The 20,086-nt window shown below is 72.2% G+C and carries 19 protein-coding genes; 3 read left to right on the top strand and 16 right to left on the bottom strand.

The features are described 5' to 3' along the window. Positions 1-81: 81 nt before the first annotated feature. The 7 genes from araD to OG852_RS36670 form a co-directional block, all read right to left on the bottom strand. On the bottom strand, positions 82-1,827 hold the full coding sequence (araD, locus tag OG852_RS36700; RefSeq protein ID WP_330350166.1) for an L-arabinonate dehydratase: 1,746 nt from the start codon (positions 1,825-1,827) through the stop codon (positions 82-84). Beyond that, entirely contained in the window at positions 1,824-2,735 is a 912-nt protein-coding gene (locus OG852_RS36695; protein ID WP_133910292.1) for a dihydrodipicolinate synthase family protein, read from the bottom strand. The genes araD and OG852_RS36695 overlap by 4 nt, the downstream gene beginning before the upstream one ends. Further along, on the bottom strand, positions 2,732-3,388 hold the full coding sequence (locus OG852_RS36690) for a GntR family transcriptional regulator (RefSeq protein WP_055636566.1): 657 nt from the start codon (positions 3,386-3,388) through the stop codon (positions 2,732-2,734). Before OG852_RS36690 ends, OG852_RS36695 begins: the two co-directional genes overlap by 4 nt. Positions 3,389-3,517: 129 nt before the next feature. After that, positions 3,518-4,270, bottom strand: a complete 753-nt coding sequence (locus OG852_RS36685) for an MBL fold metallo-hydrolase (RefSeq protein ID WP_330350165.1) — start codon at positions 4,268-4,270, stop codon at positions 3,518-3,520. Positions 4,271-4,395: 125 nt separating this feature from the next. Further along, complete coding sequence (locus OG852_RS36680) at positions 4,396-5,019, bottom strand: TIGR03086 family metal-binding protein (RefSeq protein WP_330350164.1); 624 nt, start codon at positions 5,017-5,019, stop codon at positions 4,396-4,398. Between the two features lie 79 nt (positions 5,020-5,098). Continuing rightward, positions 5,099-6,262 (bottom strand): hypothetical protein, encoded by a 1,164-nt coding sequence (locus OG852_RS36675; protein WP_330350163.1) that lies wholly within the window; start codon positions 6,260-6,262, stop codon positions 5,099-5,101. Beyond that, a complete protein-coding gene (locus OG852_RS36670; RefSeq protein WP_133910288.1) occupies positions 6,259-7,206 on the bottom strand; it encodes a 5-dehydro-4-deoxyglucarate dehydratase in 948 nt (315 codons plus the stop codon). Before OG852_RS36670 ends, OG852_RS36675 begins: the two co-directional genes overlap by 4 nt. Before the next feature lie 243 nt (positions 7,207-7,449). Between OG852_RS36670 and OG852_RS36665 the strand changes: the two genes are divergently transcribed. Beyond that, entirely contained in the window at positions 7,450-8,259 is an 810-nt protein-coding gene (locus tag OG852_RS36665; protein ID WP_133910287.1) for an NAD-dependent epimerase/dehydratase family protein, read from the top strand. A gap of 64 nt (positions 8,260-8,323) precedes the next feature. Further along, entirely contained in the window at positions 8,324-9,481 is a 1,158-nt protein-coding gene (locus OG852_RS36660; protein ID WP_330350162.1) for a TerD family protein, read from the top strand. Positions 9,482-9,510: 29 nt separating this feature from the next. On the opposite strand, the gene OG852_RS36655 is transcribed toward OG852_RS36660, so the two are convergent. From OG852_RS36655 to OG852_RS36635, 5 genes are all read right to left on the bottom strand, one after another. Then, on the bottom strand, positions 9,511-10,077 hold the full coding sequence (locus tag OG852_RS36655; protein WP_133910285.1) for a TetR/AcrR family transcriptional regulator: 567 nt from the start codon (positions 10,075-10,077) through the stop codon (positions 9,511-9,513). A 424-nt stretch (positions 10,078-10,501) separates the two neighbouring features. Further along, a complete protein-coding gene (locus tag OG852_RS36650; protein WP_133910284.1) occupies positions 10,502-11,527 on the bottom strand; it encodes a 1-aminocyclopropane-1-carboxylate deaminase in 1,026 nt (341 codons plus the stop codon). 14 nt (positions 11,528-11,541) lie between these two features. Beyond that, positions 11,542-12,180, bottom strand: a complete 639-nt coding sequence (locus OG852_RS36645) for a GntR family transcriptional regulator (protein ID WP_133910283.1) — start codon at positions 12,178-12,180, stop codon at positions 11,542-11,544. A 135-nt stretch (positions 12,181-12,315) separates the two neighbouring features. Beyond that, entirely contained in the window at positions 12,316-13,764 is a 1,449-nt protein-coding gene (locus OG852_RS36640) for an alkaline phosphatase PhoX (RefSeq protein WP_330350161.1), read from the bottom strand. A 248-nt stretch (positions 13,765-14,012) separates the two neighbouring features. Beyond that, positions 14,013-15,443, bottom strand: coding sequence for a hypothetical protein (locus tag OG852_RS36635; protein ID WP_330350160.1), 1,431 nt, complete (start codon positions 15,441-15,443; stop codon positions 14,013-14,015). A 246-nt stretch (positions 15,444-15,689) separates the two neighbouring features. Here OG852_RS36635 and OG852_RS36630 point away from each other — a divergent pair, with 246 nt between their 5' ends. After that, positions 15,690-17,516 carry an endonuclease/exonuclease/phosphatase family protein gene (locus tag OG852_RS36630; protein WP_133910280.1) on the top strand — a complete coding sequence of 609 codons (1,827 nt, stop codon included), beginning with the start codon at positions 15,690-15,692 and terminating at the stop codon, positions 17,514-17,516. Between the two features lie 29 nt (positions 17,517-17,545). Here OG852_RS36630 and OG852_RS36625 read toward each other — a convergent pair whose 3' ends face one another. From OG852_RS36625 to OG852_RS36610, 4 genes are all read right to left on the bottom strand, one after another. Next, positions 17,546-18,280, bottom strand: coding sequence for an SRPBCC family protein (locus tag OG852_RS36625; RefSeq protein WP_330350159.1), 735 nt, complete (start codon positions 18,278-18,280; stop codon positions 17,546-17,548). A gap of 20 nt (positions 18,281-18,300) precedes the next feature. Further along, positions 18,301-18,909 (bottom strand): ArsR/SmtB family transcription factor, encoded by a 609-nt coding sequence (locus OG852_RS36620; RefSeq protein ID WP_133910278.1) that lies wholly within the window; start codon positions 18,907-18,909, stop codon positions 18,301-18,303. 159 nt (positions 18,910-19,068) lie between these two features. Further along, positions 19,069-19,650, bottom strand: a complete 582-nt coding sequence (locus OG852_RS36615; RefSeq protein ID WP_330350158.1) for a DUF3618 domain-containing protein — start codon at positions 19,648-19,650, stop codon at positions 19,069-19,071. After that, a complete protein-coding gene (locus OG852_RS36610; RefSeq protein ID WP_133910276.1) occupies positions 19,647-20,051 on the bottom strand; it encodes a phage holin family protein in 405 nt (134 codons plus the stop codon). Before OG852_RS36610 ends, OG852_RS36615 begins: the two co-directional genes overlap by 4 nt. Positions 20,052-20,086 lie beyond the last annotated feature (35 nt).

The raw sequence follows: 20,086 nt of genomic DNA, 5'->3' as shown, positions 1-20,086 counted from the left end.
CGTGCGTACGTCGCGCAGGAAGCGCTTTCTCCTTGGGCAGGGGTGTGCAGGGGTGTGCGAGGTCGAGCCGGCCGGTTGCGGTCAGCCCGCGTAGGGGTCCTGCACCGTGCCCGGCCGTGCGAGGAACTCGAAGTCGCAGCCGGTGTCGGCCTGGGTGATCTGCTCGTTGTAGAGCGCGCCGTAGCCGCGCTCGTACCGGGTCGGCGGCGGGGTCCAGGCCGCCCTGCGCCGCTCCAGCTCCTCGTCGTCCACGTGGAGATGGAGGGTGCGCGCCTCGACGTCGAGGGTGATCGGGTCGCCCGTGCGGACGAGGGCGAGCGGTCCGCCGATGTGCGACTCCGGTGCCACGTGCAGCACACAGGCGCCGTAGCTCGTGCCGCTCATCCGGGCGTCGGAGATCCGGACCATGTCCCGCACGCCCTGCTTGAGCAGGTGGTCGGGGATCGGCAGCATGCCGTACTCGGGCATGCCCGGCCCGCCCTTGGGGCCGGAGCCCCGCAGGACCAGCACGCTGTCGGCGGTGATGCCCAGCTCCGGGTCGTTGATCGTGCGCTGCATGGTCCTGTAGTCGTCGAAGACGACCGCGGGACCGGTGTGCTTGAGCAGGTACGGCTCGGCGGCGATGTGCTTGATGACCGCGCCGTCGGGGCAGAGGTTGCCGCGCAGTACGGCGACCCCGCCCTCGCTCGCGACCGGGTTGTCGCGGGGCCGGATGACGTCGTCGTGGTGGACCTGGGCGCCTTCCAGCTGCTCGCGCAGGGTGTCGTACGACACCGTCGGCCGGTCCAGGTGGAGCAGGTCCGGGATCCGGGAGAGGAAACCGGGCAGGCCGCCGGCGAAGTGGAAGTCCTCCATGAGGTACTTCTGGCCGCCGGGGCGGACGTTGGCGAGGACGGGGACCGTGCGGGCGATGCGGTCGAAGTCGTCGAGGGTGAGGCGGACGCCCGCGCGGCCGGCCAGGGCGATGAGGTGGATGACGGCGTTGGTGGAGCCGCCCAGGCCGAGGACGGTGGTGACGGCGTCCTCGAAGGCCTCGGCGGTGAGGATCTCGGAGAGGACGCGCCCCCGGTGGACCTGTTCGACGATCGTCATGCCGGCCTGGGCGGCCATCCGGTCGTGTCCCGAGTCCACCGCCGGAATGCTCGACGCCCCCGGGACCGTGACACCCAGCGCCTCCGCGGCGGCGGTCAGTGTGGACGCCGTCCCCATCGTCATGCAGTGGCCCGGCGAGCGCGCGAGGCCGTTCTCCAGCTCGGCCATCTCGCAGTCGCCGATGAGGCCGGCGCGCTTGTCGTCCCAGTACTTCCACATGTCGGTGCCGGAGCCGAGGACCTCGCCGCGCCAGTGCCCCGGCAGCATCGGACCGGCGGGCACGAAGACGGCGGGCAGGTCGACGCTGGCCGCGCCCATGAGCAGCGCGGGGGTGGTCTTGTCGCAGCCGCCCATCAGGACCGCCCCGTCGACGGGGTAGGAGCGCAGCAGTTCCTCGGTCTCCATCGCGAGCAGGTTGCGGTAGAGCATCGGGGTCGGCTTCTGGAAGGTCTCGCTGAGCGTGGAGACCGGGAACTCCAGCGGGAACCCGCCCGCCTGCCAGACGCCCCGCTTGACCGCCTGGGCGCGATCACGGAGGTGCACATGACAGGGATTGATGTCCGACCAGGTGTTGAGGATCGCGACGACCGGCTTGCCGAGGTGTTCCTCGGGGAGGTAGCCGAGCTGTCGGGTGCGGGCGCGGTGGCTGAAGGAGCGCAGGCCGTCGGTGCCGTACCACTGGTGGCTGCGCAGCTCCTCGGGCCGCTTGCGGGGAAGATCGTCGAAGCGCTTCATATCGACCACCCGGCGGCGATGGCGGCCACCTCGGCCCGCTCGTCCTCGGGCAGCCGACGGCTCGGCGGCCGTACGTCTCTGCGGCACAGCCCAAGGGAGGCAAGGGCTTCCTTGACCACCGTGACGTTGTTGGCGGAGCCGTTGGCCGCCCGGAGCTCCTCGAAGCGGCGGATCTGCTCCCAGACCTTCATCGCCGCCGGATAGTCCCCTGATCGAAGCGCTTCGATCATGTTCAGCGAAACGGCCGGGGCGACGTTGACGAGTCCCGAGGTGAAGCCGGTGGCGCCCGCCGAGAAGTAGGAGGGGGCGTAGGGCTCGGCGAGGCCGGCCACCCAGACGAAGCGCTCCAGACCCGCGTCCCGGGCGAAGGCGGCGAAGCGGGCCGCGTCCGGCACGGCGTACTTCACACCGATGACGTTGGGGCAGTCGTCGGCGAGTTCGGCGAGGCGTTCACCGTGGAGCTGAGCGTTGCGGATGTAGGGGACGACACCCAGTTCGGGCACGGCCTCGGCGATGGCCCGGTGGTAGTCGACCCAGCCGCGCTGGGAGACGTACGGGTGGACGGGCTGGTGGACCATCACCATCCGGGCGCCCAGCTCCCGGGCGTGCCGGGCGGAGGCGACGGCGGTGGGGACGTCGTGCCCGACCCCCACGAGGATCGTCGAACGATCCCCCGCCTCATCGATCGTCAGTTCCGTGACGAGCCGCCGCTCCTCGGGCGTGAGGGCGTAGAACTCGCCGGTGTTGCCGTTCGGGGTGAGGGTGGTGATCCCGCCGTCGAGCAGCCGGCGCAGCAGGGCCCGATGGGCGGGCCGGTCGACGGAGCCGTCCTCGGCGAACGGGGTCACCGGGATCGCCACCACGTCGGCCAGGGCCGCCCGCTCGGTCTCGAACGCCACGCTGCTCATTCCTGGCCTTCCTGGTTCGCTGCCTCGGGGAACGCTCGCTCGACGAACGACGCGATGTGGGCGTGCAGGGCGCGGGCCGCGCCGTCGGCGTCGCCGTCGAGGGCGAGCCGCAGGATCTCGCGGTGCTCGCCGGCCTCGCGCTCCCAGGAGGGGGAGGCGGCCCAGGCGACCGCGGAGACCAGGGCAGCCTGGTCACGGACCTCGTCGAGCATCCGGCCGAGCAGCGGGTTTCCGCAGGGCAGATAGAGGGCGCGGTGGAACTCCCGGTTGGCGAGGGAGCGTTCGGCGGTGTCGGCCGCGTCGTCGGCCCGGGCGAGCGCGTCACGGGCGGCGTCCAGCGAGGCCCCGCGCCGGACGGCCCGCTTCAGCGCCTCGGGCTCCAGCAGCAGCCGTACGTCGTAGACCTCGCGCGCCATGTCCGCGTCCACCATGCGCACCGTGACGCCCTTGTACTGGCTCATGACGACCAGTCCGGTGCCGGCCAGGGTCTTGAGCGCCTCGCGCACCGGGGTCTTGGACACCCCGAACCGTGCGGCGAGCTCGGTCTCGACCAGGGCCTGGCCCGGCGTCAACTGCCCGGTCAGGATGCGGCGTTTGATCTCCTCCAGCACGTACTGCGTGCGGGAGGGGATCGGCGTGGGCACAGAGGTCATGCGCGCCTCTCGGATCTCAGATCTCGGATCGGATCTCACATATCGCGTCTCATATATGACGTACGAAGTACGACGCGTTGAAGGTAGGGAGGCGTGCTGTGTTTCGTCAATGCTTCCGACAGAGGAAAGTCAGAAGGGGATGGTCTCGCCCTCGCGCGCGGTGCGGGTCGGTCCGCCGAAGGTCACCGCGGCCCGGGCGGTCGCCTCCTCGCGGGTGAGCGCGGGCCCGACATGGGTGACGTACAGCTCGCGCACCCCCGCCTTGCGGGCCGTGTCCCCGGCGTCCTCCGGAGTCAGATGCGCCTGTTCGCTTCCGCCATGCCGGTCGAGGTCCGCCTCGCACAGGAACAGGTCGGCCCCGGAGGCGGTCTCGGTGAGCGCGTCGCAGGGGCCGCTGTCCCCGGAGTACACGAAGACGCTCCCCTGGGACTCGGCGCGCAGGGCGTACGCCTCGGTGTCGTGCGCCACCGCCCGCGAGGTGAGCCGTACGTTCCAGTGCCGGACGGTGTGCCCGTCGTAGAGGGGCCGGAAGTCGAAGACCTCGCTCAGAAACCGTATGTCCGGGCGCCCGAAGAAGCCCGCCAGACGCCGGGCGCAGTCCATCGGCGCGTACACCAGGATGGGCACCGGCGGGGTCATGCCGCCGTAGGCGAACGCATAGGCGGCGGAGAGCAGATCGGCGCTGTGGTCGGCGTGGAGGTGGGAGATCCAGATCGCCGTGAGCCGTTCCGGATCCGTGTGCCGCTGCAACTCCGCGAACGTTCCGGGGCCCGCGTCCACCCAGACCTCGGCGCTCCCGCCGCGCAGCAGATAGCCGGAGCAGGGGCGGCCGGGGCGGGGGTGGGGGGAGGCGGTACCGAGGATGGTGAGGCTCAGGGGCATGGTGGGGAGCGTACGGTCCGCCCCTTCCGGGCGCGCCCCGATCGCGTTCTTCTACGGCATACGTACAAGACCGTCTACGGCCCGTTACGGCCGTCGCGGGGGCGTCCAGCCCCGTCTACGGCCCGTTACGGCCGTCGCGGAGGCGTCCAGCCCGGGTCCCGCCCGCTGAGACCGACCGTGCGGTCCAGCAGGGGGGCGTCCTGCGGGACGGGCACCACGGGGCCGAAGATCTCGCCGCGGCCGGGTTCGTCGACGGCCGCGCTCTGGAAGGCGTACGTCGCCCGGAGCGCCGCCGGGTCGGGGAGGTACTGCTGGCCGGTGGCCCGGGCCAGGTCCCAGCCGTGGATCACCAGCTCGTCGGCTGCCACGGCTCCGGCGACCGCGCCGGGCAGGTCGACGCCGCCCGCCCGGGTCATACCGGTCCAGGCGGCGGGGTCCCGCCAGGCCTCGGCGAGTTCGCCGAGGACCCGGGGCAGCTCGGTGCGCCAGTCGGGCCCGAGCCGGGGCCCGGCGTCGGTCGGCGGGGTGTCGGTGGTGGACCCCAGGTCCTTGCGCGCGGCGTCCCGGAAGGCGACGGCCAGTCCGGTCAGATGGCCGAGCAGGGTGCGCACGGGGTACGCCGGACAGGGCGTCCCGTCCGCGAGCCGATCGTCCCGGACGGCCGCGGCGAGGCGCGCCACGATCCTGGTCTGGGGGCCGAGGTCGAGGAGGCCGGTCGTCGTGTCGGTGTCGGTGTCGGTGTGGGTCATACAGGGGGGACCGTCGGGGACGCGGAAACTCATCGCCCGACGTCCCGCGCGAGGTCCCGGCCCCCTGCGCCCGCCCGTTTCAGCGCGCCGCCAGGGCCTCCGCCACGGCGGTCAGGTCCGCGTCCGACGCGAGGCCCGCGTGGTACAGCCGGATCTCCGTGGCGCCGAGGTCCCGCGCGCGTGCCGCGTCGGCCGTGAGGGTGCCGGGGCTGCCGCCCATGCCGGAGACCACACCGAAGTTGGCGGCGATCACCGCGTCCGCCCGGCCCTGCTCGGCGAACGGCGTCAGCAGGCCCGGCCCGCCCGCGCACGGCACCACGACACCGTCCGCGACGGACAGGATGTGCGCGGGGTCCACGCCCGGGTTGGCGCCCACGTGGTACGTCACCGGGTCGGCGTGCAGCAGCACCTGGAAGCCCTCGGGGGCGGCCGCGCGGACGGCGGCGATCGCCGTCTCCTGGAGCGTGCGGGCGGTGTCGTCGCGCCACGCGCGGGTGGCCGCCGCCGTCTCCTCCCCCAGCAGCTTCTCCACGCCCGCCCAGCCCCCGTCGTCGGGCGCGCCCCGCCACAGCGGCTCCAGCGCCTCGCGTACGGCGGCGGCGAGCGCGTCGGCGTCGAGGCCCCCGGCGCCGTAGCCGGCCCGGCAGGCGGGGCAGAAGCAGAGCGCCATCAGGTACTGGCCGGCGTCCCCGAGACCGACCCCGCCGGTCTTGTCGTGGGCGTGCAGATGCTGCAGGCCGTACCAGCCGAGGGACTCCAGTTCGGTGCCGCGCGCACCGGGTCGTACGGCGGCCTCGGCGGCGAGGTCGACGAGGTACGCGCGCGTGGCGGGCTGCGCGATGCACGGCGCCCAGGGGTAGCGGTCGCCGTAGGCGTTGACGACGGACGTGTCCGGATGGTCGGCGCCCAGCCGGGAGGAGTGGGCGAGGACCACCCAGGTGTGCACCTCGAGGCCGGCGTCCTCGAGGGCCTCGGCGGCCTCTCCCCAGGCGTCGCCGGGGGCCCAGTCGCCGGCCGGGTGGGGGCGCAGCCGACGGCCCTCCCAGCGGGCGTCCGCGGGATACAGCACGGCCGCGTACTCGGCGGTGACGATGCGGTGGCGCGGGTGGCGCGGGGTGAGGGCGCGGGTGGAGTGGTAGGCGGCGGCCAGGGTCACCTGCTCCACGCCGAGGGAGGCGATCCGGGCCGGGGCCGCGGGATCGCCGTTGACGTCCCAGGGGTAGACGAACGTAGACGCCTTCACTTGGTGGTGTCCTCCTCCAGGAGCGCGGGGGCGCGCTCGATCAGCCGCGCGAGCTGCTTGACATGATCCTCGCGCGCCTCGTGCAGCGGCGGGCGGACTTCGCCGACGTCGAGGCCGCGCAGCCGGACGCCCGCCTTGACGAGGGAGACGGCGTAACCGCGGCCCCGCGCGCGGAGTTCGACGAACGGGCGGTAGAAGCCGTCCAGCAGGCGGTGGACGGTGGCCTCGTCGCCGGTGGTGAGCGCGCGGTGGAAGGCGAGGGCGAGCTCGGGCAGGAAGCAGAAGACCGCGGAGGAGTAGAGCGTGACGCCCAGGGCGCGGTAGGCGAGCTGGGTCTGCTCGGCGGTCGGCAGGCCGTTGAAGTAGAGGAAGTCGCCGGGGACCTCGGTGCGGACGGCGCTGACGATCCGCTGCAGGAGGTCGAGGTCGCCGAGGCCGTCCTTGAGGCCGATGATCCCGTCGGTGCGGGCGAGTCCGACGACCGTCTCCGGGGTGAGGACGGCGTTGTCGCGCTGGTAGACGATCACGGGGAGCGCGGTGGCGGCCGCGATCTGCCGGTAGTGCCGCAGCAGGCCCTCCTGGGCGGCGACGACGAGGTAGGGCGGCAGGAGGAGGAGCCCGTCGGCGCCCGCGGCCTCGGCGAGTCGGGCGTAGCGCACGGCGAGGGCGGTCCCGTAGCCGGCGCCCGCGACGACCGGCACCCGTCCGCCGGTCTCCTCGACGGCCGCCCGGACACAGGCCTCGAACTCCTCCGGGGTGAGCGCGTGGAACTCCCCCGTGCCGCAGCAGGCGAAGACGGCCGCGGCGCCCGCCTCCACGCCGTGGCGCACATGCGCACGGTAGACGTCGAGATCGACGGCCCCGTCCTGTCCGTAGGCCGTGACGGGGAAGAACAGCGGTCCGGTGGGAACGCGGAGGCGGGCGGCGAGCGGGGCTGACGTCACGGGCTCTCCTTGGAACGACTTGTACGGCTCGTGCGGCTCGTGCGTTCTTCTGACCGGTGTCCACATTTCTGAACAGACCCACCCTAGGGACGCCGTTCCGACCCGGTCAAGCTCGGATGCCGCACCTCAGGGGCGGAACCACCAGGTCCGCGGCACACTTGACGGGGAGCGCGCGAGATCCTTAGCGTGTCCACGCATGTGAATACCGTCCATGCATGCGGCCAGACCCAAGGAGACCCGAGGATGCCCGCTCCCCGCACCGTCCTGCTGACCGGGGCCGCCGGCGGCCTCGGCACCCTGATGCGGGACCTGCTGCCCGCCCACGGCTACCAACTGCGTCTGCTGGACCTGCGCCCGATCGAGGGCGAGCCGGACGCGATCGTCGCGGACCTCGCCGACCGGGAGGCCCTGCGGGAGGCCGTCCGGGGCGTCGACGCGATCATCCACCTCGCGGGCATCTCCCTGGAAGCCCCCTTCGAGAAGATCCTCAAGGCCAACATCGAGGGGACGTACAACCTGTACGAGGCGGCCCGCGAGGAGGGCGTCGGACGGATCGTCTTCGCCTCCTCCAACCACGCCGTCGGCTTCACCCCGCGCCCCCGGCACGACGACCCGCCGATCCCGGTCGACACCCCGCACCGCCCGGACACCTTCTACGGCCTGTCCAAGGCGTTCGGCGAGGACCTCGCCCAGCTCTACTGGGACAGGCACGGCCTGGAGACGGTGTCGGTGCGCATCGGCTCCTGCTTCGCCGAGCCCACCAGCGTACGCATGCTGTCGGTCTGGATGAGCCCGGCCGACGGCGCCCGCCTCTTCCACGCCGCCCTCACCGCCGAGGACGTCGGCCACACCATCGTCTACGGCTCCTCCGCCAACACCCGCCTGTGGTGGGACCTGAGCTCGGCGCGGGCACTCGGCTACGACCCGCGGGACGACTCCGAGCCGTACGCCGAGAAGCTGATCGCCGAACAGGGCGAGCTGGACCCGGAGAACATCGCGCACGCCCACCTGGGCGGCCACTTCGTCAGCGACCCACCGATCTGGCCGTACTGACGGACGCCGGGAACGGTAAGGGAACGGTAAAGCGGGTTCGTTCGTTCTACCCGGCATGACAGCTATGACCCCTGGCTCGAACATCCCTCTCCCCGCCTCCCGGGTGGCGGTGGACGTCGCCGCCCCGGTGCGGCTCGACGTGTCGGGCCTGCTGCTCACCGGCGACGGCAAGGTGCGCTCCGACGACGACTTCATCTTCTACAACCAGCCGAACGGCCCCGGAGTGACGTACCGCTCCGGCGGCGGTACGTCCCCGGACGCGATCACCGTCGACACGGCCGCCGTCCCCCCGGGCATCGAGAAGATCGTCGTCACGGCGAGCCCGGACGCCGCGGGTCAGACCTTCCAGGGCATCGAACCGACGGCCACCATCCGCAACGCGGACGACGGCAGCGTCCTCGCCACCTTCACCCCGCCGCAGCTCGGCACCGAGACGGCGCTGGTGGTCGTGGAGATCTATCTGCGCAACGGCGCCTGGAAGGCCCGGGCGGTGGGCCAGGGGTACGCCAACGGCCTGGCGGGCATCGCCACCGACTTCGGCGTGACGGTGGAGGAGCCGGCGGCGCCCGCGCCCGCCCCCGCTCCCGTGGCGCCCGCCGCCGCCCCTCCGATGCCGCAGGCCCCGCCGCCCGCCCCGGGCACCGGGAAGATCAACCTGGACAAGGGCCGGGTCAGCCTCCAGAAGAACCAGACTGTGTCCCTCGTCAAGGGCGGCCGTCCGCTGCTCTCGCAGGTCAAGATGGGCCTCGGCTGGGAGCCCGCGTTCCGCGGCGCGGACATCGACCTCGACGCGTCCGTGATCGCCTTCGGACCCCAGCGCAACCACATCGACAGTTGCTACTTCGGCAAGCTGACCATCGTGAACGGCGCGATCAAGCACTCCGGCGACAACCTCACCGGCGAGGGCGGGGGCGACGACGAGGTGATCGTCGTCGACCTCGGGCGGCTCCCCCAGGAGGTCACGGGCCTGGTCTTCACCGTGAACTCGTTCTCCGGCCAGAAGTTCACCGAGGTCGCCAAGGCCTACTGCCGTCTCCTCGACGCCGGTACCGGCGAGGAACTCGTCCGCTTCGACCTCACCAACGCCGAACCGCAGACCGGCGTGATGATGGCCAAGCTGATCCGCCAGTTCTCGGGAGAGTGGGAGATGACGGCGATGGGCGACTTCGTCAAGGCGCGCACGGTCCGCAACATGGTGAAGCCGGCGGCCCAGGCGCTGTAGGGGGTCGTGGCCGGGAACGGGCCTGGGGGCTACGCCTCCAGACCCTCCAGCAGCAACCCCACATACCGGCGGATCACCGCGCCGTCCCCCTTCGCCAGTTCCGACGCCGTGGCCACCCCGTGCGCCAGCCGCAGCACATCGATCGCCTCCACGTCACCCCGCAGCACACCCGCCCCCTGGGCCGCCGACACCAACCGGGTCGCCGCGCCCTTCATGCTCGTCCCGCACGCCGTCACCGCCGCCACACTGCCGTCGGTGACGGCGGAGCCCACCAGCGCCTTCATCCCGCGCACCTGGATCGTCCCCACGCACAGCTCGTTGAGCCACTGCGCGAGCGCCTCCCCCGGCGGCAGCGCCTCCCCCAGTTCATCGGCCCGCGCCGCCAGCGCCTCGATCCGGTCGACGTACGCCGCCTCCAACAGCGCCTGCCGGGTGGGGAAATGCCGGTACAGCGTGCCCGAGCCGACCCCGGCCCGCTTGGCGATGTCGTCCAGCGACGCCCCCTCCCCATGCTCGGCGAAGGCCTCGGCCGCCACCTTCAGCAACCGCTCATAGTTGCGGCGAGCATCCGCGCGCATGGGTCTGACCTGCGTCATCCAGTTACTCCTTGCGAACCGGGGACTCTCTCCTAATTTTATCGGGCACTAAACGGAGGCATCCCCCGCTTACTGCGCTCGTCTCTGCGGGCCACGTCGTGCTGCCCGCATGCTCCACCACATCACGCGGGGACACCAGCCAGGGAGCACCCTGACCGCCCTCCTCACGACGGCCTTCGCGATCCGGGCACGCCGGGGGCCCGGCCGCCGGCCGGAACGGCCGGCTAGTGACGCGGCAGGCAACGTTTGCCCGTCAAGGAGCGGCGTCGTGGGGGTCCCCCGCTCGAGCGAAGCCGAGAGTGGGGGAGCGTGCTCTCGTCGTGCCGGCCGGAAGCCCTCGTACTGGATGTACTTGGGCTTTCGGCCGGTGCGGCGAGAGGGCGAGCCGGGCGTCGCGACGGGGCAAACGTTGCCTGCCGCGGCACTAGAACAGCGCGCTGTACGCGTTCAGGGCCGGCTGGCCGCCCAGGTGGGCGTACAGGACGGTGGAGTCGGCGCCGATCTCGCCGCGTGCGACCAGGTCGATCATGCCGGCCATCGACTTGCCCTCGTAGACGGGGTCGGTGACCATGCCCTCGGTGCGGGCGGCGAGGCGCATCGCCTCCAGGGTGGTGTCGTCGGGGACGCCGTACACGCCCGCGTGGTAGCGCTCGTCGAGTTCGATGTCGTCGACGGTCAACTCGCTCCGCACGCCGATGAGCTGTCCGGTGCGGTGGGCGATACGGGCGATCTGCTCGCGGGTCTCGGCGGGCTTGGCCGAGGCGTCGATCCCGATCACCCGGCGGGGCCGGCCGCCGGCCTCCTCCAGCGCGGCGAACCCGGCGACCATGCCGGCCTGGGTGGAGCCGGTCACCGAGCACACGATCACGGTGTCGAAGAAGACGCCCGACTCCCGTTCCTGCTCGGCCACTTCATGGGCCCAGCCGGCGAAGCCCAGTCCGCCGAGCGGGTGGTCGGAGGCGCCGGCCGGGATGGCGTACGGCTTGCCGCCGGACTCCTCGACCTCCCGCAGGGCCAGCTCCCAGCTCTCCTTGAAGCCGATCCCGAAACCGGCCCGCACCAGCCGTACGTCGGCTCCGGCGAGCCGGCTGATCAGGATGTTGCCGACCTTGTCGTAGACGGAGTCGGGCCACTCGACCCAGCTCTCCTGCACCAGCACGCACTTCAGTCCGGCACGGGCGGCGACGGCGGCGACCTGGCGGGTGTGGTTGGACTGCACCCCGCCGATCGAGACGAGGGTGTCGCAGCCCTGCGCGAGGGCGTCGGCGACCAGGTACTCCAGTTTGCGGGTCTTGTTGCCGCCGTAGGCGATCCCGGAGTTGCAGTCCTCCCGCTTGGCCCACAGGGCGGCGCCGCCGAGATGGGCGGTGAGCCGCTCCAGCGGGTGGACCGGCGAGGGGCCGAAGAGGAGGGGGTAGCGCTCGTACGAGGAGAGGGACTTCGCGGACATGGAGCCTCCTTGGCTCAGTCGGTGTCGGCCAGGTCGGCCAGGGTGCGCCAGATCTCCGCCGTGACCCGGACGGCCTCGTCCACGTCACCCGCGGCACAGGCCTCGATCAGCCGTCCGTGCAGCCCGGCCGAGCGGCAGGTGCCGCCCTCGCCGAAGCGCCGTCGCTCCAGCCGCCGGATCAGGGGGGTGTAGCGGGCGACGGTGGCGGCGGCCGCGCGGTTGCCGGCGGCCCGCACGAGGACGTCGTGCAGGTCGTCGTCGGCGCGCAGGGCGGCGTCCACGTCCCCCTCGCGTACGGCGGCGGCGAACCGTTCGTTGGCCGTGCGCATCGCCTCGACGTCGGCGGCGAACAGACGCGGTACGGCGACCCTGGCGACCAGCTCGTGCATGGCGCCGACCACCGCCGCCGCGTCCCGTACGTCGGCCGCGACCACCGGTGTCACCCGCGTGTAGCTCTGCGGCTTGCTCTCCAGCAGCCCCTCGTCCACCAGCCGCGAGAACGCCTCGCGCACCGGCCCCCGGGACAGCCCGAGCCGCTCCGCGAGCTCGGCGTCCCGCACCACCGCCCCGGGCTCGATGGCCCCGGTCACGATGGCGTCCCGGATCGCGGCGTAGGCACGGTCCCTGAGCAGGGTGCGGGGTACGGCTTCCATGAACTGAAATGTTAGATGTCAGTCCCGTGCCCCGACAAGACCGGACAGGACAGGACCGGACAAGAGCGGGGCCCGCACCCTCGGGGAGGGTGCGGGCCCGTGTCATGCGGTCGGCCGGGTCGCCCGTGTGGTCGCTCAGCCGCGCTTCTGGCGCTTCCAGGGGCCCGTGATCGCCAGCATGATGCCCGGGTCCTGGATGTTGGCGTAGAGGGTCTTGCCGTCCGGGGAGAAGGTGACGCCGGTGAACTCGCTGTACTCGGGCTCCTCCTCGGTGCCGAGGTTGAGTTCGTTGCGGGCGATCGGGTAGGTGCGGCCGCTGTCGGTGGCGCCGAAGAGGTGCTGGATGCCCTCGCCGTCCTCGGCGATGACCAGTCCGCCGTACGGGGAGACGGTGATGTTGTCCGGGCCGTCGAAGTCGCCGTCCGCGTCCGGGTCGGGGTTGACGCCGATGAGGACCTTCAGGGTGAGGGTGCGGCGCTTGGGGTCGTAGAACCAGACGGCGCCGTCGTGCTGGACGGGGCTCTCGCCGCGGGCGTAGGAGGACACGATGTACGTGCCGCCGTCGCCCCACCACATGCCCTCCAGCTTGCGGGCGCGGGTGACCTGGCCGTCGGTGAACTGCTTGCGGACGGCCGTGGACCTGGCGTCGCGGTCGGGGACGGTCACCCAGTCGACGCCGTAGACGGTGCCGATCTTCGTGGCGCGGGAGAGGTCGTCGACGAACCGGCCGCCGGAGTCGAAGCACTTGAAGGCCTCGAGGACGCCGGCGTCGTCGGCGAGGGTGCGCAGCTTGCCGCGGCCGTGGCAGAAGTGCTCCGGCGGGGTCCAGCGGTAGAGCAGTCCGTTGGGGCCCGCCGCGTCCTCGGTGAGGTAGAGGTGGCCGCGCTTGGGGTCGACGACGACGGCCTCGTGGGCGTAGCGGCCGAGCGCCTTGACGGGCTTGGGGTTCTGGTTGGCGCGGCGGTCCTCGGGGTCGACCTCGAAGACATAGCCGTGGTCCTTGGTCATGCCGTTCTGGCCGGCCTTGTCCTCCGTCTCCTCGCAGGTCAGCCAGGTGCCCCACGGGGTGTTGCCGCCCGCGCAGTTGGTGGAGGTGCCGGCGATCCCGACCCACTCGGCGACCTTGCCGCCCGGGCGGACCTCGACGACCGTGCAGCCACCGGAGGCGGCCGGGTCGTAGACCAGGCCCTCGGTGAGCGGAACGGGGTACTTCCAGGCGGAGCGCGGGCCCTTGAGCTCGTGGTTGTTGACCAGGAGGGTCGCGCCGCGCGGACCGTCGAAGGTGGAGGTGCCGTCGTGGTTGGAGGGGGTGAACTCGCCCGACTCCAGCTTGGTCCTGCCGCTGTAGGTGATGATCCGGTACTTGAAGCCGGCGGGCAGCGCGAGGATGCCGTCGGGGTCGGGGACCAGCGGCCCGTAGCCGACCCCGCCGTGAGCGGCCGCGGACTCCTCCGTCGCGTTCTCGGTCTCGGTGGAGGCGAGGGCGTTCGGCGCGGTGGCGAGGGCGCCGACGGTGCCCGCGAGTGCCACACCGGCACCGGTGAACGCGGATTGTCTGGCGAAGTCCCTGCGGGTGAGCGACATGGTGTCTCCTGAGACGGTGGGCGTGCCGTGGAGGGTGGCGGACCTCGGTTCGGGCGACACCGTCCCGCCCATGTCTGAACGGGAGTTGAACGGGGGGAGGCGGACGGGACCCCGGTTCCATGAATCCGCACGGATCCAGCCATGAAAGCCAAAAGAGACCCTACGTCCGCCGCACTCACGGGGGCCGAACGGCCCCGGCGGGGCGTCGTTCGCGCGGCGGGCGCCGGGATCCGCGGGCGCGAACGCGGTCAGCCGCCCTGCTGGGACCTCGCCTTGAAGGCGGCCTTGCGGGCCTGCTTCGCGATGCGCTTGTCGGGGTGGAGGCGGCCCATCGCCTCCAGGACGTCCGGGGTCGCGGGGTGGTCGACGCGCCAGGCGGCGGCGAAGAAGCCGCTGTGCTGGGCGGCCAGTCCCTCGACGAGGGCCTGGAGTTCCTCGGAGTTGCCCTCGGCGGCGAGCTGCGCGGCGACGGTGTCGATGGTGAGCCAGAAGACGAGGTCCTCGGAGGGGGCGGGTACGTCGCTCGCGCCGAGTTCGCTCAGCCACACCCGGGCGAGTCCGCCGAGCTCGGGGTCGTCGAGGACCTCGCGCACGGCGGGTTCGGCGAGGACGCCGACGAGCGAGAGGGCCTGCTGGCAGCGGAGCCTGCGCAGCGGGGCGCCGGGGTCCGTGCCCCGGGCGGCGGCGAGCAACTCCCTTGCTGCGTCGAGGGGTTCGCGGCGGGTGAGCCACTGTTCGGTCTCGGCGCGGGCGGCGCGCGGGCCGTACCCGGCGCTGCCGTCGAGGAGGACGTCGGCGCCCTTGTCGGAGAGTTCACCGACGGCCGGCGCCTGGAAGCCGGACTCCAGCAGGCGCGCGCGCAGTCCGTACAGGCCGAGCGGGGTGAGGCGGACCATGCCGTAGCGGGAGACGTCGGTCTCGTCGACGGGAGTCCCGGCGCCCTCCTCCTCGGCCTCGGTCATCAGCGCCTCGTCCACCGGCCGGTACGTGACGAGGCCGATCGGCTCCAGGAGCCGGAACTGGTCGTCGAGGCGCATCATCGCGTCGGAGACCTGTTCCAGGACGTCGTTGGTGGGTTCGCCCATGTCGCCGGGGACGATCATGGAGGCGGCGAGGGCGGGCAGCGGGACGGGACCGTCGCCGGGGCCGGCCTCGTCGGCGGTGAGGAGATAGAGGTTGCCGAGCACCCCGTCGAGGAAGGCGGCCTCGCCCTCGGGGTCCCAGTCGAGCCGGGAGAGGTCGACCTCGCCGGTCGCGTCCATGGCGTCCATCAGCTCGTCGAGGTCGGGCACGGCCGCCTCGGCGATCACCGACTCCAGGGCGCCGAGCCAGACCCCGAGCACGTCGTGCGGGCTGCCGCCGGTGAGGCGGTCGAGGTCCTCGCCGGGCCGGACGGTGCCGGCCTCCTCGTCGACGATCTCCACCAGCCCGATGTCCAGGGCGACCTGCCAGGCGTCGCCGACCTCGGCGGCCGCCTCGTCGCCGGTCAGGGCGAGCGTCTCGGCGGCGGCCGGCAGCTGGTCCTCGACCAGCCGGCCCCCGGAGTCGACGCGGGTGTCGGGGCCGGTCCAACGGGCGAGCCGGGCGGCCCGGGAGAGCAACGGCGTGGACAGCGCGTCACGCGCCAGCTCCGCTTCGGGGTGCAGCCGTACGGGCGGCAGGGGGGAGCTGTCTGACATTCGACCGGTTCTCCTAGGCCTCGGTACCTCAGAGGCTCAGCCTAGACGGATTTCCACCCATGACGTCCGGTTCATCTGCCCGTCGGGGTCCGTACATGACTCAATCCTTGACAACTGGCCTGATCACACAGGAGATTGACGCGCGTAGAAGTCGGGGGAACGACTGTTCACTCATTTCTACGCGCGTCATGCGCGTCCCTGTTCCCCCTCGTCCCGGCGCCCACGCATGTCCCCGGAGGGATCCCGTTGCCGAGCAAGAAGTCCGCGCGCGTCGCCGCGCTCACCGTCGCCGCCGTCTGTTCCGCGGCCTCCACCGTCGCCCTCAGCTCCCCCGCGCACGCGGACACGGTGGCGATCCATGACATCCAGGGCACGACCCGGATATCGCCGTACGCCGGCCAGACGGTCGGCGGTGTGGCCGGAATCGTCACCGGTGTGCGCACCTACGGCTCCTCCAGAGGCTTCTGGATCCAGGATCCGAACCCGGACGCCGACCCGGCCACCAGCGAGGGCGTCTTCGTCTTCACCGGCTCCGTCCCGAAGGTCGCGGTCGGCGACTCCGTCACCGTCAACGGCACGGTCTCCGAGTACGTCCCGGGCGGCGCGACCTCCGGGAACCAGACCGTCACCGAGATCACCAAGCCGACGGTGACCGTGGTCTCCAGCGGCAACGCGGTCCCGGCCGCGACGGTGATCGACGCGAAGTCGGTGCCGGCCGCGTACGCCCCGGCCGGCGACAGCGCCGCGAACAACTCGGTCAACGGGCTGACCTTGGAGCCGGGGAAGTACGCCCTGGACCTCTACGAGTCCCTGGAGGGCATGAACGTCCAGGTCGCCGACGCCCGGGTGGTCACCGCCACCGACCCGTACAGCGAGCTGTGGGTCACGGTGAAGCCGCGGGAGAACGCGAGCCGCCGCGGGGGCACGGTGTACGGCTCCTACACCGCGCAGAACACCGGCCGACTGCAGATCCAGTCCCTCGGCGCGACGGCCGACTTCCCGGTCGCGAACGTCGGTGACACGCTCGCCGGCACCACCGCGGGCCCGCTGGACTACAACCAGTTCGGCGGCTACACCCTGGTCGCGAACGCCCTCGGCACCCTGAAGAGCGGCGGCCTTGAGCGGGAGACGACCCAGAAGCAGAAGAAGGGCGAGCTCGCGGTCGCGACGTACAACGTCGAGAACCTCGACCCTTCCGACGCCACGTTCGAGGAGCACGCCGCCGCGATCGTGAACAATCTGAAGTCGCCCGACATCGTGTCCCTGGAGGAGATCCAGGACAACACCGGCGCGAAGGACGACGGGACGACCGCCGCCGACGTCACCGTGACCAAGCTGATCGACGCGATCGTCGCGGCGGGCGGCCCCGCGTACGACTGGCGCTCGATCGACCCGACGAACGACACCGACGGCGGCGAGCCGGGCGGCAACATCCGCCAGGTGTTCCTCTTCAACCCGCAGCGGGTGTCGTTCACCGACCGCGCGGGCGGCGACGCGACCACGGCCGTCGCGGTGGAGAACGTGCGCGGCAAGGCGCGGCTCACCGCGTCCCCGGGCCGTATCGACCCGACGAACACGGCCTGGAACGCCAGCCGCAAGCCGCTGGTGGGCGAGTTCGTCTTCCGGGGCCGGACGGTCTTCGTGATCGCCAACCACCTCAACTCCAAGGGCGGCGACCAGGCGCTGCACGCGCAGTACCAGCCGGTCGTGCGCAGCTCCGAGGTCCAGCGCCACCAGCAGGCGACGCTGGTGAACGCGTTCGTCAAGGACCTGCTGAAGGTGCAGCGGAACGCCGACGTCATCGCGCTCGGCGACATGAACGACTTCGAGTTCTCCGACACCGCGAAGATCCTCGAGGGTGACGGCGAGCTGTGGTCGGCGATCAAGTCGCTGCCGAAGAGCGAGCGGTACACCTACGACTACCAGGGCAACCAGCAGGTCCTGGACCAGATCCTGGTCAGCCCGTCGATCCGGCGGTCCTGCGACTTCGCCTACGACAGCGTGCACATCAACTCGGAGTTCCACGACCAGATCAGCGACCACGACCCGCAGGTGCTGCGCTTCGAGCCGTAATCCGGTCACCGGCTCACCCGGTCGTCCCGTCAGGAGGCCTGGCCGTACACCTCGTCCAGCCAGGCCTGCCAGGCGGTCTCGTTGGCCTCGGCGTCGGCGTCCGCGGCGAAGTCGTGGACGCTGATGCCGACGGGGGCGCCCCAGTGGTTGCGGCCGAAGATCCGGATCAGGGCGTCGTCGGTGCGCAGGCCGAGGAAGTACGGGTTGCGGTAGTCGAGGACGGCGTCGAACTCGCGCGGCCCGCGTACGGTCACCCGGGTGCCCTCCGCGGCGTCCTCGGTCAGCCCCAGCGCCCGCTCGACCTCGGTGAGCGCCCCCGGGGTGATGGACGCCTCGGGTCCGTTGAGCTGGGAGAACGTGACGGGGCGGGGTGCGAAGTGGGTGAGGTACTCGCGCAGGGTGTGCAGATAGAAGTCGGTGTGCCGGCTCGCGCCGTCGTACTGGTTGTCCCAGTCGTCGGTGAAGATCCCGCTGTGCACATAGCGCACCCAGGCGCGCCGGCCGCCGTCACGGGACTCGATGACGTGCTCGAGCTGGTTCAGGCTCTGGACGGGGATGCCGACGTTCTCACTGCGAATGGTGAGGTGGCGCGGAGGGTCGTACGCGGTGACGGTGGACCCGAAGGCCGCCGCGCCGCCGACCTTGGGCTCCGGCGCCTCCATCGGCCACAGGTACGCACCCGTGCCGTGGGTGATCGCCTCCCACACCTCCTCCGGCGTGGCGTCGACGTCGAACCCACGGACGATCTCGAATTCCTTGGACATCTTCTGCTCCTGAAGTGGGTTCACGGCTGGGGAAGTTCGGGGTCCTGGGGTTTCAGCGTGGGATGCACGGCGACGACGATCCGGTGGTCGCGGCCGCCCTCCGCGTCCGGGGAGTCGTACTTGCGGACCAGGGCGGCGACCCCGGCGGTCAGCTCCTCGATGAACGCGGCACGGTCGGTCGCGGAGGAGAAGCGGACCTCGCCGTCCAGCGCGTAGGTCGCCAGCCGCTTGCGGGCCTTGGCGGCGCCGGTGATCAGCGAGCCGACGTCCCGCACCAGCCGGGCGCCGAGCGCGAGCAGCCAGCGCGCGGAGAGCTGGTCGCGGAAGCGGTCGGGGTCCGGCTGGACCTCGGCGAGGGCGAGCGGCGAGATGACGTACGAGGCGGCGGTGGCCCGCATCAGCCGCTCGGTGACATTGCCCTTGCGGCGCTCGCCGGCCAGCTCGACCAGGCCGTGCCGCTCCAGGGCCTTCAGGTGGTAGTTCACCTTCTGCCGGGGCAGGCCGACCTGTCCGGCGAGCATCGCCGCCGACGCCGGGCCCGCGGCCAGCTCGGCCAGCAGCCGGGCCCGTATGGGGTCCAGGGAGACGGCGGCGGCCTCGGGGTCCTCGATCACGGTCACATCCAGCATGCGTCCACCGTCTCACCGAAAACTTTTTTTGTCCAGGAGGAATGAGTTTTCGGTGAGGGCCTTCGGGGGGACACGCCACCGGCCCGGCACCCCTCGGGGGGATGCCGGGCCGGTGGTCCTCGGGGGTGATGCCGGGCCGGTGGTCCTCGGGCCGGGTGCTCAGTGCTTGGCCCGGCGCCTCCCCAGGATCACCGCCGCCACGCACGCCGCGCCCGTGGCACCGACGATCACGACCGGCCGCGGGTGCCGCAGCGCGAACCGCACGGGGCCCCGGACCGGCGCGGGCACCCGGCGCTCCGCGGTGCGACCGGCGTCCGTCGCTCCGCCCTGGGCGGAGCGGCCCGCCCGCAGCGCCTTCTCCTGGGCGGAGTGCCCGGCTCGCAGCGCCTTGTCCTGAGCCGTGTGCCCGGCTCGCAGCGCCTTGTCCTGAGCCGTGTGCCGGGCCTCGAGTGCCTTGTCGCGGGCGGAGTGCCGGGCCTCGAGTGCCCTGCCGCGGGCGGAGTGGCCCGCGTGGGTGGCCCTCTCCTGGAGGGTGTGGCTCGCCTGGGCCGCGGTGCTGCGCAGCTGCACCGTCATGGCGCCCGCCCGGTCCCGGAGGTCCGCCGTGCGGGCCCGGGCCCGGCCGCGCAGGTCCGTACGGCCCGCCAACTCCTCTACTGTCTCCCCCAGTTGGCTCCTGGTTCGGGCGATCTGCCGACGCAGTTGCGCGGCCGTCTCCTTCGCCGATTCCCTGTCCGTCATCGGTGCGCCCTTTCCCTGATCTCCTCGACGTCGGCCCTGACGCTGCCGAGGGTCTCCTCGGGGGTGGGGGGCGAGGCCCGGCGCAGTTGGGCGCGGCCGGTCGCGGCCAGCACGGCGGCGATCACGAACAGCACGGCCGTCACGATGAGCGCCGAGGCCCACACGGGCAGCGTCAGCGAGAGGGCGGCGACGGCCGTCGCGGCGAGGGCGAGCAGTCCCGCGTAGGCGAACGCGCCCGCCGCGCCGAGCAGTCCGCCGCCGCGTCCGGCCCGCCGCCCCTTCTCGGCGAGCTCCAGCTTGGCGAGGGTGAGCTCCTGTCGGACGAGCCGGGAGAGCTGTTCGGTGGCCTGGCCGACGAGTTCGCCGACGGTACGGTGTCCGGCCGGCTGTGTCACGGTCACGGTGTTCCGCCTCCTCTCGGTTGCGGGTCACCGGG

The sequence above is a fragment of the Streptomyces sp. NBC_00582 genome (assembly GCF_036345155.1).
Lineage (GTDB): Bacteria > Actinomycetota > Actinomycetes > Streptomycetales > Streptomycetaceae > Streptomyces.
This window is presented reverse-complemented; position numbering and strand designations above follow the sequence as displayed.

What these genes read in the sequence shown, in the direction of transcription:
- araD (WP_330350166.1), bottom strand. Translation starts at nt 1,827, where the DNA reads ATGAAGCGCTTCGACGATCTTCCCCGCAAGCGGCCCGAGGAGCTGCGC.
- OG852_RS36695 (WP_133910292.1), bottom strand. Translation starts at nt 2,735, where the DNA reads ATGAGCAGCGTGGCGTTCGAGACCGAGCGGGCGGCCCTGGCCGACGTG.
- OG852_RS36690 (WP_055636566.1), bottom strand. Translation starts at nt 3,388, where the DNA reads ATGACCTCTGTGCCCACGCCGATCCCCTCCCGCACGCAGTACGTGCTG.
- OG852_RS36685 (WP_330350165.1), bottom strand. Translation starts at nt 4,270, where the DNA reads ATGCCCCTGAGCCTCACCATCCTCGGTACCGCCTCCCCCCACCCCCGC.
- OG852_RS36680 (WP_330350164.1), bottom strand. Translation starts at nt 5,019, where the DNA reads ATGACCCACACCGACACCGACACCGACACGACGACCGGCCTCCTCGAC.
- OG852_RS36665 (WP_133910287.1), top strand. Translation starts at nt 7,450, where the DNA reads ATGCCCGCTCCCCGCACCGTCCTGCTGACCGGGGCCGCCGGCGGCCTC.
- OG852_RS36660 (WP_330350162.1), top strand. Translation starts at nt 8,324, where the DNA reads ATGACCCCTGGCTCGAACATCCCTCTCCCCGCCTCCCGGGTGGCGGTG.
- OG852_RS36655 (WP_133910285.1), bottom strand. Translation starts at nt 10,077, where the DNA reads ATGACGCAGGTCAGACCCATGCGCGCGGATGCTCGCCGCAACTATGAG.
- OG852_RS36650 (WP_133910284.1), bottom strand. Translation starts at nt 11,527, where the DNA reads ATGTCCGCGAAGTCCCTCTCCTCGTACGAGCGCTACCCCCTCCTCTTC.
- OG852_RS36645 (WP_133910283.1), bottom strand. Translation starts at nt 12,180, where the DNA reads ATGGAAGCCGTACCCCGCACCCTGCTCAGGGACCGTGCCTACGCCGCG.
- OG852_RS36640 (WP_330350161.1), bottom strand. Translation starts at nt 13,764, where the DNA reads ATGTCGCTCACCCGCAGGGACTTCGCCAGACAATCCGCGTTCACCGGT.
- OG852_RS36635 (WP_330350160.1), bottom strand. Translation starts at nt 15,443, where the DNA reads ATGTCAGACAGCTCCCCCCTGCCGCCCGTACGGCTGCACCCCGAAGCG.
- OG852_RS36625 (WP_330350159.1), bottom strand. Translation starts at nt 18,280, where the DNA reads ATGTCCAAGGAATTCGAGATCGTCCGTGGGTTCGACGTCGACGCCACG.
- OG852_RS36620 (WP_133910278.1), bottom strand. Translation starts at nt 18,909, where the DNA reads ATGCTGGATGTGACCGTGATCGAGGACCCCGAGGCCGCCGCCGTCTCC.
- OG852_RS36615 (WP_330350158.1), bottom strand. Translation starts at nt 19,650, where the DNA reads ATGACGGACAGGGAATCGGCGAAGGAGACGGCCGCGCAACTGCGTCGG.